Below are 13,896 nucleotides of genomic sequence, written 5' to 3'. Positions count from 1 at the left end.
TAAACTTTTCCTATTAGGTGAAAGAATTCCCATTAATCTTTTAACAATACGCGATCGCTTTTGACTTGTCGCACTGCCTAGCCTTTAAATTGTGATGGAATTGTCTCTCCCTAGCATATTTAGATGTCATGCATACTACGGCACCATAATAACTACTATGACTTTAGCAAGCTAAATTTCTCCTAAGTATTTTGTTAACGTTTATCTTCTATGTCTATTTGGAGGAATAATATTAAGCCTTCCTTCAAATAGTTTCAACCCAACTATACCACCAAGGATAAGAGCAACCGTAAACCCCCAGCCTGCTAATGAAAAATTACATATGGCTGAAAATAAAGCACCGATATTACAACCACCAGCGCATCTTGCTCCAAATCCCATAATCAATCCACCGCCAGCATAGATGAAGGCATCCTTCACGGAGTACTTAAAGTTAAATTTGAACTTACCAGCTAAAAGCAAGGCAATTAAAGAGCCAAATATAATACCAATGTTCCTTATTGTACCATTGTGATTCAACAAACCATTATTTACATCCTCTAGAATACTTGTGAATGCTGGCGAATTAAACTCAAAACCTAAGTTTTGCAAGAATGCGACATCCCATCTAGAAAAAGCAGATGTAACACCCCAGCTTGAACCTGTCGTATTAACAATAAAAATGAACATTACTGCTAATAAAATAGCGCCCGTTAAAAAGCTCCAACGTTCAATGAAAAATTTATGATAAGTTTCATAACTAAAAAATTTATAATTCCTTTTTGCCTCTATGGCTTTTTCGTCATGAGCAAACAATTCTTCCTCATAAAAACCTTCTTTTTTTCTAAAAGCTTCATATTTGTTAACTAATATATAAAGTAAAAGAAGCGCGAAAAGTGATACAAGTAGAGCACCGATAAAACCAAAAGTATGAGGTAAATACATCGTTGTACTGAATTTCCCTAAAGCAGAATCATGTATTTTATATCTTACCAATTCTCCAGGGGCTGTCCCGAGTACAAAAAATGGTAACACAATCATAGCGCGGGTAGCACCTTCGCCAATATCTGTCAATGTTCCAGAAGCACAAGCGCCTGCCATTATCATCCCAATACCAAAGATAAAACCTCCAGCAATCGTTGCGATACTAAGTGTATTAACCGATTTAGAACCAGGTATAATTGTATCTCCAGCTTCAGCCATAAATGCTGGTACGGCACCATTTGCTGCAGCATACCAGTGTATTCCTATCATACCAATCATTGTAATCGCAAACATAATTATTAGTGCTCTTGATAAACCTCCAAACCCAGTTACATAAATTTTTTTCACTCCACCAGCAAAGCCAAAAGTAGAGCGTGTCAAAATATAGCCTAATGCCACTCCAGTTAATAAATACAACGTTAATTTTTGACTTGAATGAGCAAGAAATGACCCGAAGTATCCAACAAGAGCAATTACTATTAAGCCGATAATAGATTGAATCAGTAATGTGTTCGTTTTGAACTTCGGTTGATGAATGGTGGTTTGATTAGTTTTCATGAGATAATTCCCTCCAAAATTTGTGAAACACTTCACATATATGTTAATTAACTTTCCAATATTAGTCAATGTAAACTTTTCGTATTAAAATAATTTAAATATTGCTTTTTTATTTAACAAAGCAAAAATGGCAGAATCCTTGCAAATTATCGTGTTGGCTTCATCAATTACATTGACATAAAAATATACTCTAGAAAGTATAATATCCAGACAGGCTTAAAATTGTTGTTACTGAATGTAATCTCAAGCTTATATTAAGGTTATAACCAATCGTATAGGAATGAATCATTGAATGATATTCCTTTGTATAACTTAGATATATAACATATTATTTGGCGCGCTTTTACACAGTTACAAGCAACTAATACACCATCATATTTCTTCAACCACGTGAGCAACCTAAGTATCAAAATAAATCATACATTTCCTTCCTGTTTTATGATAATATTACCTGGAAGGAGGAATACATATGGCCTTTATTAGTACGTTATTAGGCACTATTGCATCATTGGGAATCACGGTTGGTATCGTATTATTAATTATGGGTGCTATCAAAAAGAAAAAATATAAAGGCGGAATGATAACGCTCGTTTCGCTTGTTTTATTTATCATAGCAGCTATCATTACACCAGACGATTTAAAAGAAAAATATGCAAATCAAGAACAGGATAAAGCAGAGAAACAACATGATGTGGATAAGCAATTAAATGACGATGATGACGATGACGACGACGATGATAAAAGAAAAAAGAAGAGCAATGAACTTTCTAGCCAACAGAAAAAAACAATCAAGTCACTACAAAACTTCCCAGCTTTTACGAAAGAATACAAAAAACTTAACGATAGTACACAAAAGAAAACTTGGGATAAACACTTATCAGGCAAAAAGGTAACTTGGAAAGGTTATGTGATGGAAGCAAAAGGAAAAAAGGTCTACGTCTGGGGAGGAGACAAATATAAAGACCAGAAATGGTCTCAGGTTAAAAAGAGCAAGAAAAATGAGGCATACCAAGTATTTCTTGCTGATTTTGGGAAAAATACTCCGAAGAAAACATTAAAGGCTGGGGACAAAGTAACCATTCAAGGAACGCTTATGTCAAGTGGTGACGCAAAACAAAATCTGCATTGGAAACTTTATACTGCCAAATTGATGTCAAAATAGCCTGCTTTCTACAAGCAGGCTATTTTCATAGGACGATAGTTATATTTACATATCAAAACACGATTGTTTTATTTTCATGTACAATAATTCGATCCTCAAGGTGCCATTTGACAGCCCTGGATAATACTACTCGTTCAATTGCTTGACCAATCTTTTTCATTTTAGCGCTATTATCTCTGTGGTCCACTCTGCCGATATCTTGTTCAATAATCGGACCTTCATCCAGATCATTGGTCACATAGTGAGAGGTCGCTCCAATCATTTTTACACCACGTTTATAAGCCCGCTCATAAGGCTTCGCCCCAACAAAGGCTGGTAAAAAGGAGTGGTGGATATTAATGATTTGATGCTCGTAATTCTTAACAAAATCACTGGTTAATATTTGCATATAACGCGCCAACACGATGACATCCACCTGATGCTCATTCAATAATTGAAGTTGCTTTTCCTCTACTTGCTTGCGAATATCTTTATTTGCTGGGATATAATAAAAGGGTATTCCAAGCGACTCCACTGTTTCTCGAGCCGTTTCATGATTACTTATAACAAGAGCGATATGTGCCATAAGGTCCCCACTTTGATATTCCCATAACAATTCCATCAGACAATGCGGCTCATTGGAAACAAAAATCGCCATATTCTTTAACTGGCTAACGTATAATAACTGCCATTCCATTGCAAATTTCTCACCAATTGATTGAAATGCTTCCTCTAACACTTCTGCTTTTTCCAGTAATTGTGGACAATAAAATTCTACGCGCATAAAAAACTGTCCGCCATCCGGATCGAGGGTATATTGATCCGAAGTAATAATGTTTGCATCATGTCTGTACAAAAAATCGGAAACAGCAGCGACAATGCCTGGCTGATCTGGACACTTAATTAACAATCTTGCTTTATTTTTATTTTCCGCTTGGTACTGTTGGATACTTTTCTTCATGTAGTGATTCATTGCTGATACCTCAATCATTTATTTTTGTATAATACTTTATGTTATTTTGTGCAAACAGTCAATCCTTCATCTATTTTTTAAGATTTTCATGCAAAAAACTTGTCATAGCAATTAATTTCTCTTACAATATTTATTGTTCTTATTTATAGGGAGAAGTACCCAAGTCTGGCTGAAGGGGACGCACTCGAAATGCGTTAGGGCGTGCAAGCGCCGCGTGGGTTCGAATCCCACCTTCTCCGTTTTATGCTTAAAAAAACAAGCGAAGAGCGTTATTTGGTTCAAATTATAAACGTCACATGAAATGAAAATAAGAAGGTTGCAGATAATCCTTTTACGGCAAGGCAACCCTTCTTTTATTTAGGCTATGTGTTGTTTTCGTTTTCACTACACGCTTGCACGAACGCATTGTAAATTCTTTTGGAGACTGTATCTCCAGCTGTTGCCAAATCTTCAGGATGCCATTGCACCCCTAATATAAATGGAGCCTGTTTACTTTCAATTGCTTCTACAACGCCATCACTTGCTATCCCAGAAATTTGTATATCTTTCCCGGGATTTCGGTTAGCCTGATGGTGCCTGCTGTTTACTTTTATTCTCTCTGTTTCTACAATTTCTCTTAATAATGTCTCCTCTTTTACATGTACAAAATGAGAGGCGTGACTAGCAGGGGCATGTTGTTTATGCTGTAATAATTCCCCATCTATTTGCGCATAAATATCCTGGTACATATCACCACCTAGTGCAACGTTTAAAATTTGACACCCTCTACAAACACCTAAGATAGGTTTTTGTTGCGTTTGCATTTCCTCTATGATGGCAACTTCATATTGATCACGAATCGGATTGATTTCACCTAACTTCGGGTGTGGTTCTTCATGAAATAAGGTTGGGTCAATACTATTTCCTCCAGTTAAATACAAACCATCAATCATGTTTCCAATTTGCCGAATTTGATCTTCTGATACTACAAAAGGCAGAATGATTGGAATTCCTCCAGCCCCTTTGATTGCAGCAATATTAGCAGCGCTGACAAAATGCATATTCGTTTCATTTTGTATTGATGGGGTTATTCCGATAACGGGATTCAATGATACACACTCCTTATAACGAATTTTCAATCTTGTTTTTCACTTTCATTTAGTATACGGCTGTTTTAGGGGAATTGCTATCCTTAAAATGGTTCAAGGAAGTTGTCTCTTCCGTTTTTTGAAATAAGATTACTGATTTAACATTTTGACCTATAGGTAAAAGCTTTTTCCCGCCAAAAGTGTATTAAGGTTTGCCTTTACGTATCAATTATTATTTATGTTAATGGCTTAGTTTCACATATTTTATTTATTTAGATACCAAGAAGCAGCCTTCACCTTAATATAAAGACTGCTTCTTACCTATGTTTAAATAAATCTTGCTCTTATTTTCCCTGATATCAGATCAATAAACGTAACCATTAGAATAATTCCTAATAAAATAATGCCTACTCTCTCCCAATCTCTTACACTCAAAGCGAAAATTAGCGGTGTGCCGATCCCGCCAGCACCGATTACGCCCAGAACTGCCGCCGCTCGTACATTCACTTCAAATCGATACAGAATAAACGAGAAAAAGTTGGGCAGCACCTGGGGGACAATGGCAAAAATAAAAGTCTTTACGGGGTTTGCACCTGATGCAATCAATGCTTCTTTTGCACTTAAGTCAACGTTATCGACACTTTCAGAAATGAGTTTTCCAAGCATACCTACCGCACCAATGCCTAATGCCAAAACACCAGCAAAAGCCCCTGGTCCAACCGCTTTAATAAATAGTAAAGCAAGCACAATATCTGGAAACACGCGAATAAAGCTTAGCATAAATTTACTTATCCCAACAGCTAATTTAGACTTGACAATGTTTTTCGAAGCCAAAAAAGCAAACGGGATACAAAGAACCCCTGCAATAAACGTTCCTAGTAAAGCGATAGCTAATGTATCCAACAACCCACGAAGTAAATCTTCGCCATCAGGATCATACACATAATCCCAATCTGGTTGAAACAGCCCAGAAAAAATAGCTGATACAACTTCCACCGACGTATCCTTCCATTCTAATTTTGGCAATCCTGAAAAAGCCCATATGTAGATAGCAGAAACGATAACAATAATCATGATAAGACGTATTCGCTTCATGTTAATTTCTCCCTTATTCTTGTAGACAAGTAATCGATAATCAATACAACTACTAACGTATAGATAATGATGGAAGCTGTTTTTCCGTAATCAAGAAAGCCAAGCGTTTGTTCATAATATAATCCAATCCCCCCTGCTCCCACCAGACCAAGCACCGCTGCTGCACGAATGTTAATTTCAAACGTATATAAAAAGAAAGACATAAACGATGCCATCACTTGTGGAATTACCCCATAAAAAATCCATTTGAGCTTGTTTGCACCAACTGCAGTCATTGCTTCGAGCGGACCTGGATCAATCGCTTCCACTGATTCGTAGAAAAGCTTAGCGATAATACCAATGGAAAATAACATTAACGCACAGATTCCTGGAATAGGTCCAATCCCGAAAACGGCCACGAACAAAGCTGCTAATAATAACTCGGGTATTGTACGAATTAAATTTAAAACAAATCTGGCAGGAACTGTCACCCATACAGAGCGAAAAACATTTCGTGCCGCTAAAATAGATAATGGGAAAGCAAGCAACCCTCCAAGCGTTGTTCCAACTACCGCCATGCGGATTGTTTCTAAAATTGGCTTAGTAATAACTGAAAAGTACTCCCAATTTGGAGGCACCAATTGTACCATGAGATCCCACATATTGGGCAGCCCTCGAACTAACTCCGCAAGAGAAAACTCAATTTGCCAACCGCCCCAAAGAAGGAGTACTACTAGAAGCAGTGCTGTGGAAATGGGCTTTAACTTGGATGGAGGAGCAAGCATTGCCATCGACTGTTTCATTTGTGATTCCCTCATTTTGCGACTCCTATCTGTTTTGTTGTTTGTTCATGGTTTTGGTTTCCATATATAGATGCAAATACTTCATCTGTTGCTTCGGCTGCTTTACCATCAAATACGACTTTCCCTTTATTTAAACCAATAATTCGACTGGCATACGCTTTAGCCAAATCTACGGAATGCAAATTGACCACCATCGTAATATGTAATTCTTGGTTAATTCGCAGTAAGTCATCCATCACTTGTTTCGTTGTAATAGGATCTAAGGAGGCTACTGGCTCATCAGCTAAGATAACTTTGGCTTCTTGCGCTAATGCACGAGCTATGGACACCCTTTGCTGTTGACCACCTGATAATTGATCAGCTCGAATATATGCTTTTTCCGCTATGTTCACCCGTTTAAGAGCATCCATAGCGAGTGCTTTATCCTGTTTAGAAAATAATCCAAGCAACATTTTTAATGTTGAATGGTAACCAACCCGGCCAGAGAGTACATTCCTCATTACACTTGAACGACGTACAAGATTAAAGTTTTGAAAAATCATTCCGATATCTCTCCGAATTCGATACAGTTCGTTTCCTCTTGCTTTGGTTATCGAATTCCCATTGATCATAATTTCGCCTTCGCTAATTTCATGCAGACGATTGATGGAACGAAGAAAAGTGGATTTTCCCGCTCCTGATAATCCGGCAATGACGACAAATTCGCCATCATCAATTTGTAAATCAATCCTATCTAATCCCCGCGCTCCATTGGGATATACTTTAGACACATTTCTTAATTCTATCAAGGTTTTCCCTACTTTCTTCTCGAAGTAAAAGGAGACTGTTCGCAATTGGCGAGCAGCCTTCTTTTTTAACCAAGCTATTTTTAGCTTAATCGTATCAATTAATGATTATCCTAAAACCATTATTTTTCTACTTCCTTACTTACCTTTTCTTCATATTCTCTAACAATATCAAAGTTGCTATCTTTGGATTCTACGTACCCTTCGTGGGAATAAATTTCTTGAATAATTTTCTTACCTTCCTCATCTTTCCCAATGGCAATAAAGGCGTCCGTGATTGCTTTTTTCGTTTCATCGTCAATATCAGGACGAATGGCTACAGTATCATTAGGAATTGGTTCTGTAAATTCGATGATTCGTGTTTCTTCAAATACATCTTCATAGTCTCCTGCTACTATGTTTCGTGCATCTTGAAACGTTACAGCTGCATCTATATCTCCATTCAACAAAGAAATCAATGCTTGATCGTGCCCTTTTAAAGTTACTGGTTCAACATCATTTAATGGATGAATGCCTGCTTCTAATAATGTAGCTGCCGGCCAAACAAAGCCTGCAGATGAAGTTACATTTTGATAACCAATTTTCTTTCCTTTTAAATCTTCAACAGATTCAATATCGGAATCTTTATTAACAATAAAGATAGACTTATAAGAATCAACGAGTTCTTCGGTTGGAGAACCATCATCATTTACACCATAGCGCTGCGCCTGTAACATCACATCTGCCGATCCTTTTTCTTTAGCTAGTACATATGCTGTTGGTGGTAAAAATCCGATATCAACTTGTTTTGAATCCATTGCTTCAATGATAGTGTTGTAGTCGGTCGATACACTTACTTCAACAGGAATATCTAATTCATCACTAAGCAACTTTTCCAAAGGCTTTGCTTTGGCCTCTAACGTATCTGCATTTTGCGAAGGTACAAATTGTACAGACAGCTCTTCCAATTTTTCCTCGCCTTTTTCTGCATTCGCGTTATCACTTTCATCTCCACAAGCAGATAATAGCCCCATGGATAATACTAAAGATAGTCCTATAAATTTTGCTTTTTTCAAGCTTATTACCCCCTCATTTGTATAGAAATTAGAATGCCTTTTCCAATACACTAAGCATATTTTGTTCAAATCATTTCATTGACTTGTTTTATGTACCTCCGTGTACGTATAATTTGGTGAAATTGGTTAGCGTTGCAGAAATATTCTTTATGTGGCATGATGCCTCTGACCAAGCACTCTTATTATTAATTGTACAAAATAATTATTTTGCTACTGTTAATTAGCTGTAAAATAAATGTAATTTTATCTAAACTAGTAAATCCATGCGAGTGAAACTTTGTGGAACTTTATCCGTAATATTTAGAACAAGGGGGGAAAAGAATGCGTACCTATTATTTAAAAGATGTCATCTATTTTTCAAGTAAAAAAGCAATCCCGGTAACAACGGACATAAATGAAATTGGATATATACGGAAAACCATTTCAGATATACTCGAAAAAGATAGTGTGTTTTCATATATAAGTGCTGATGAACAGGATTATTTTGTGTTAGGGATGAAGCAAAATGGCTGGAAACGACTGGTATTAGCAGAGTATCAACTATGTACAGAATCCATTCAATATGATTTTAAAGATAAATTGGGAAGCAACATCCTTTATTTCTGTGTTGTGGGGAATATGGATGGTCAAGATATTTTAATTGAAGAAAACTGGTCTGGAGATTTAGAGATAAAGGTAAACAAACTTAGAGTGGCTAAGATTAAAATCGGAACATTTAGCCTGAAGACAACCTTTCAATTTGAAGATACAGTTGAAGAAAATAGCCCCATATTTGCGCTTACTATTTTGATGTATTTTATGTTTAAAATATATCAAGAAGAAGCTGAATGGGTGGAGGGGCTACTTGATATATAACATGTAAAAGAAGAGAGTTCTACAAGTGAGTAAATGGATTTGTTAAAGTTAAATTAATCAATTGCATCAATAATACATTTTCGCTTTCAAAACTAATAGTACTAAATGAAAGAGGTGAGCTGCGTTGTCATTTGAATAAAACGTCCAATCGATTAATTCTCTCCGCTATTTAGTATGGGAGCAGAAGGTAGTTTAGGAAGTTCTACGTGGATTGGCGGCATGATACCATTTCTATGCGTGAGCCAATATCCCTTTCATATTGGCGTCTTGGCTCGTAAATCATATCCGCCGAGGCTCCATGTCAAACTGACTACGAATCTCTCTTTTGGTTATGCTTCCAACATCAAATAGCGAGGAGTCAGCTATTTTAACTGAATTAACTTTGTGACTATGCAATTTTCATCTATTGCAGAGACCAACAATGTAGCTCATGCAGTTGTACCGAATTTAATAATTTTTGTCACGGAGTCGATTTTGTCGTATATCTCTGTCCAAATTTTCACAGACTTATCTACTTTTCCTATAGTCATATAGAAGCCAGCTTCACCATTTCTATATTGTATTTAAACCACAGGGTCTTAATTGTTTTCTTCCGTATCGCTATTTCCCACTCAAACTGATATTCTTTTTGTATATTAGCTGGTCGGTTGATCGGATAATTGACCATCATCTAGATTTTCTCCAATGTGAGTTATCAGCTTAATCATCCTTTATTCATAAATACCTTTGAATTTCATCTAGTTTTTTTAGCTGTTCTTTATTGGGTAACCTTCCGCCTCGCTATATTTTTGTACCATTTCGATACTTCCTTAATTTACTTATTGTAATCTTCAAATTCCTCCGTTGAGAGAACTTCTTCTGCAGTTGCAAGTTACATTTCATCTGCATTTGCTAGTACGAAATGCTGATTGTAAAAAAATAATTATATAAATACCTTATGTGACAAAAAGACATTCTTTAGTCTTTTTAGCTGTTAAAAAATCTGGGTTAGCAGTGACATCTACGATTTTCCATTATTAATATATCGCATACTGCCCGTTCGTAGAAGTATGATCTGATACTAAGGTAGTATATCTTACTCATTTATCTCTCCATCATATGCTAGGAAATGGTCTCTACCTTCCTTAAAATCATTGTAAGTGTTCCGCATATAGTCTCTGGCTAAGGAAATGGCTTATTTATTTAATAATGTACTTAACTGTTCCGAGCTGAAGTGGGCAATACACATTGATATAGTTAGGTATGCAACCAGTTGTTGTATGGCTCATTCCTTATAAACAAAGGCTCGGGGCGCCCGTTTAGCAACGAGCGAATGGAACGAATCAACTAAAGATTTAGGAATCATGCCACTAAAAACAGGGGTATGCCGACGCCTGAGCGGCAAGCCCGTTTTTAGTCGACCTTCCCCTTAGCGACGAACTGATGAGGCCTTATCGTAGGGCGCATTTCTAAAGTCGCAACGTTGCTGGCGATGGAGCCGGACGTGGCTAGTCGGTTATTTCGTTATCCTCAAGCACATCATTTTATGCTTTCCTATCTTTTTAAAAAGCTTTTTAAAGCTTCTCGGTTCTTCTCTAAATCCAGTTCCAGCACTGCAGCATTATCGCCCCCGATTAACACACGAGTGTTTCTGTACCCGTCATTAACGGGAATACGGAGGGTTTCAATTTTGCTGTCTTCTTTGATAAAGCTGGTTGCTACGGATAAAACCAATCTTTCTTCCACGTTGGTATCAATATATGGTTGAATAGTGCCTACCATTTGTGGAAAATGTGTAATACCAGTGAAACTGATAATATTTTCCGCAAGAACTTTTATAACTTCTTGTTGTCTATTAACTCTTCCAAAGTCACCTTCTGCGTCATGCCGAAAACGAACATAACCAAGCAGTTCCTTGCCATGCAGAGTTTGTTTACCCTGTGACAGAGACACACCGATGTTTTTTGACATATCTTTTTCAACATCAACTTCGATTCCGTCAGGGAATGCTTTATCAATCATTTTTGTGAATCCTTTAAAGTCAATTTGTGCGTAATATTGAATATCTACATCAAAATTCTCCTTGATGGTTTTACGCATTAATTCAGGACCTCCCAGTGCTTCTGCTGCGTTTATTTTGTTCATGCCATATCCAGGGATATTGACATAGCTGTCCCGCATGATAGAAACGATTTTTGGTGTCTTAGTTTCCTGATCGTATTGCGCAATCATGATGCTGTCGGATCTGGGATGCTTTTCTCCCCTAGAGTCAACACCCAATAGTAGAACATTGATATTACCAAATTTGTCCTTTACCCCATTAAACTCAATATCTAATTTTTGGTTAGAGCCAACATCAGCCTCAGAAGCACTCAACGCAGATTCATACTGCCAATACGCATACCCAATTACGCTTACGAATAACACAAGCATTCCGGCTATTATTAGGAAAAATATATTCTTCTTTCTTAGTTTGCGTTTTTTTATTGTTACTCTCTTTTTGTCCATTTAATATTCCTCTTTCCCTCTTTACGCAGTGATTCTTTTTTATCTATGATAAACATTTAGTACCTAATTTTTCTTACACTCAATAAAGACTCTTTAGCTTTTAGACTCATTTTTCTTCAATCATTGATAGCAATACCTTTTCCATCACTTCCTTAGATAATAAATCCGCACTCATAATAATCTCATAGCCTTGTTCCGGAATCGTTACTCTCATCTCATGTATATTACTATCAACATAGCTGCCATAATCAAAATCATATCCATTAAGCTGATATGAATCGATTTTGTCAAAGTGCTTTGTCCAGTTTTTCTCAGTCTTACCTATTTTTCCTATAATCGTATAGAAGCCAAATTCTCCTTCACTTTCCCTATATTGTATTTCTACCACAGGATCTTCTCCTATATGCTCTTCCCCCGTTGTCGCTGTTTCCTCCTCCAACTCATATCCTTTGGGTATAAATGCTGGCCGGTTGATTGGATAATTGACCATTTTTTGTGCTTCCTCCAATGTATGGGTTGTCAGCTTTCTTATCCTTTCTTCATAACCCTCTATCTTCGATTGAATTCTATCCAACTTTTTCATCTCTTCTTTATTAGGAAACCTTCTGTTTTCCGCTACTATTTTTGTATCGATTTCAACGTCTTCTTTAGTTAGCTGACTGTAATCTTCAAATTCTTCTTTCGAAAGAACTTTTTTCGCCAGTTCCAAGTGACGTTCCATTCTTGGAACATACTCTTTTACATTGGGATGATTTTTTTGAAGCTGCTCACCTGATCCAAAAATCTTTCCTATCAAAGTTCCATCTGCATCTGCTATGTAAGAATTGCCAATTGTAAAAGTTGCTCCCAAAATCATTAATGAAGCTGCCACTCCGATTAACCATTTGGGATATCTTTTCCTTTTCTTTCTTTTGTGTTTCACTTGCCTGATTCCCAGCTTTGCCCTTGCATGTAACTCTTTGGGAATTTCAATCTTTTCAAGTTCGCGTTTTATATCATTGCTCATAGATATCCTCCTTATTTAACTGCTTACGCAGCTTTTCCAAAGAACGGTATAAAATCGTTTTCACTGTGCCAATAGGCATATCTAATATGCCTGAAATTCTGTTTATGGTATAATCAGCATAAAACTTTAGCAACAAGACACTCTTTTCATTTTCATTTAAACCTTCAATCAATTCTTTAAGTGTCATTTGAAGGGGCACATCGTGCTCATTAGCGCACATGATATCTATGTGATCCGGCCTTAAATGAACTATATTCTTCTTTTTTCTTAGCTGATTTATAGCAGTATTAATCGCAATTCTAATCAACCAAGATTTAAAATACTCCGGTTGCTTCAGTGTTTTTATTTGATCAAATGATTTGTATGCTGTCTCTTGAACAATGTCCAGTGCATCTTCCTGATTTCTAACATACATATATGCCATTCTATAAATATCTTCTTCGTATTTTTTAAAAAGAATGATATACGCTTTTTCATCACCTTTTTGTGCTTTCTTTACTAGCTGGTTGATAATTACCACCTCTACATATGTATCTACCTTTTCTTTTATTGGATACTACCAATTATTCTCTTATTTACACGACTATATATCACCTATATGTATCCAGCTGCATATCCTTTAAAAGATTAAGTGCGATTTTTTTTACTGTATATATCGACTTGTTTTACCCAATGCATTACCAGCCAATCCATCCACAATTGACCATCTATATATTAGACAATTTACCAAGTTGTTTGGCTTTAAAAAAATTAAAAAAATATAACAAAAAATAAATGAATATAAAACAGGGGTATATTGGATGTTAAAAATTGGAGTCAATCAAATTAATGCAGTTCATTCTTATTATAACCCTAATTAATCTCCTTTTTCATATGTTGCTTGTTTGCAAACAACAAGCTCATTCCCTTTCAACCAAAGTGTTAAAGTACTGTAAAATTTCTGCTAAACCTTCTTAAAAATGCTTTAGTGTATTATCTTTTGAAAAATTTGCATGAACCTTCATTATAAAATTGGCTTTATATAACACATTCATTGTGTCCTGTTTGAATTATTCATTTTTGTGTCACCCATGAATTATTTCAAAGTTAATAACAACATATTCTTTATATTCTAAGTACCACTTTAAAA

At 36.2% G+C, this 13,896-nt stretch carries 13 protein-coding genes and 1 tRNA gene; 3 read left to right on the top strand and 11 right to left on the bottom strand.

Features of this window, described 5'->3' with window-relative positions; all coding sequences use genetic code 11:
• Window positions 1-201 precede the first annotated feature (201 nt).
• Window positions 202-1,521: a YeeE/YedE family protein gene (locus BKP57_RS17495; protein ID WP_050352254.1), complete on the bottom strand. Its 1,320-nt coding sequence runs from the start codon at window positions 1,519-1,521 to the stop codon at window positions 202-204.
• A gap of 469 nt (window positions 1,522-1,990) precedes the next feature.
• On the opposite strand from BKP57_RS17495, the gene BKP57_RS17490 reads away from it, so the two are divergent.
• Window positions 1,991-2,683, top strand: coding sequence for a hypothetical protein (locus tag BKP57_RS17490; protein ID WP_050352253.1), 693 nt, complete (start codon window positions 1,991-1,993; stop codon window positions 2,681-2,683).
• Window positions 2,684-2,735: 52 nt separating this feature from the next.
• Here the strand turns inward: BKP57_RS17490 and purU are convergent, their stop codons facing one another.
• Entirely contained in the window at window positions 2,736-3,635 is a 900-nt protein-coding gene (gene purU, locus BKP57_RS17485) for a formyltetrahydrofolate deformylase (protein WP_050352252.1), read from the bottom strand.
• A 149-nt stretch (window positions 3,636-3,784) separates the two neighbouring features.
• Here purU and BKP57_RS17480 point away from each other — a divergent pair.
• Window positions 3,785-3,874, top strand: a tRNA-Ser gene (locus BKP57_RS17480).
• Between the two features lie 123 nt (window positions 3,875-3,997).
• Here BKP57_RS17480 and BKP57_RS17475 read toward each other — a convergent pair.
• The 5 genes from BKP57_RS17475 to BKP57_RS17455 all read right to left on the bottom strand — a co-directional run bounded on the left by BKP57_RS17475 (window position 3,998) and on the right by BKP57_RS17455 (window position 8,419).
• Window positions 3,998-4,723 (bottom strand): gamma-glutamyl-gamma-aminobutyrate hydrolase family protein, encoded by a 726-nt coding sequence (locus tag BKP57_RS17475; RefSeq protein ID WP_072742081.1) that lies wholly within the window; start codon window positions 4,721-4,723, stop codon window positions 3,998-4,000.
• 306 nt (window positions 4,724-5,029) lie between these two features.
• The gene (gene phnE / locus BKP57_RS17470; protein ID WP_050352250.1) at window positions 5,030-5,797 is read right to left on the bottom strand and encodes a phosphonate ABC transporter, permease protein PhnE; all 768 of its coding nucleotides are present in this window, start codon (window positions 5,795-5,797) and stop codon (window positions 5,030-5,032) included.
• Complete coding sequence (gene phnE, locus BKP57_RS17465) at window positions 5,794-6,594, bottom strand: phosphonate ABC transporter, permease protein PhnE (protein WP_050352249.1); 801 nt, start codon at window positions 6,592-6,594, stop codon at window positions 5,794-5,796. The genes phnE (BKP57_RS17470) and phnE (BKP57_RS17465) overlap by 4 nt, the downstream gene beginning before the upstream one ends.
• A complete protein-coding gene (gene phnC, locus BKP57_RS17460; RefSeq protein ID WP_072742080.1) occupies window positions 6,591-7,367 on the bottom strand; it encodes a phosphonate ABC transporter ATP-binding protein in 777 nt (258 codons plus the stop codon). The genes phnE (BKP57_RS17465) and phnC overlap by 4 nt, the downstream gene beginning before the upstream one ends.
• 119 nt (window positions 7,368-7,486) lie before the next feature.
• Window positions 7,487-8,419 (bottom strand): phosphate/phosphite/phosphonate ABC transporter substrate-binding protein, encoded by a 933-nt coding sequence (locus tag BKP57_RS17455; protein ID WP_198035007.1) that lies wholly within the window; start codon window positions 8,417-8,419, stop codon window positions 7,487-7,489.
• A 321-nt stretch (window positions 8,420-8,740) separates the two neighbouring features.
• Here BKP57_RS17455 and BKP57_RS17450 point away from each other — a divergent pair, with 321 nt between their 5' ends.
• Complete coding sequence (locus BKP57_RS17450) at window positions 8,741-9,274, top strand: hypothetical protein (protein WP_072742079.1); 534 nt, start codon at window positions 8,741-8,743, stop codon at window positions 9,272-9,274.
• Window positions 9,275-9,800: 526 nt separating this feature from the next.
• Here BKP57_RS17450 and BKP57_RS22295 read toward each other — a convergent pair.
• The 4 genes from BKP57_RS22295 to BKP57_RS17435 all read right to left on the bottom strand — a co-directional run bounded on the left by BKP57_RS22295 (window position 9,801) and on the right by BKP57_RS17435 (window position 13,287).
• On the bottom strand, window positions 9,801-9,944 hold the full coding sequence (locus BKP57_RS22295) for a hypothetical protein (protein WP_156875369.1): 144 nt from the start codon (window positions 9,942-9,944) through the stop codon (window positions 9,801-9,803).
• An 863-nt stretch (window positions 9,945-10,807) separates the two neighbouring features.
• Complete coding sequence (locus BKP57_RS17445; RefSeq protein ID WP_050352247.1) at window positions 10,808-11,761, bottom strand: LCP family protein; 954 nt, start codon at window positions 11,759-11,761, stop codon at window positions 10,808-10,810.
• A gap of 106 nt (window positions 11,762-11,867) precedes the next feature.
• Window positions 11,868-12,767, bottom strand: coding sequence for a hypothetical protein (locus tag BKP57_RS17440; protein WP_050352246.1), 900 nt, complete (start codon window positions 12,765-12,767; stop codon window positions 11,868-11,870).
• A complete protein-coding gene (locus tag BKP57_RS17435; RefSeq protein WP_050352245.1) occupies window positions 12,757-13,287 on the bottom strand; it encodes a sigma-70 family RNA polymerase sigma factor in 531 nt (176 codons plus the stop codon). The genes BKP57_RS17440 and BKP57_RS17435 overlap by 11 nt, the downstream gene beginning before the upstream one ends.
• Window positions 13,288-13,896: the final 609 nt, after the last annotated feature.

The sequence above is a fragment of the Virgibacillus sp. 6R genome (assembly GCF_001895305.1).
Classification (GTDB): domain Bacteria; phylum Bacillota; class Bacilli; order Bacillales; family Amphibacillaceae; genus Virgibacillus; species Virgibacillus pantothenticus.
The sequence above is the reverse complement of the archived record's forward strand: the minus strand, read 5'-3'. Positions and strand labels throughout refer to the sequence as shown.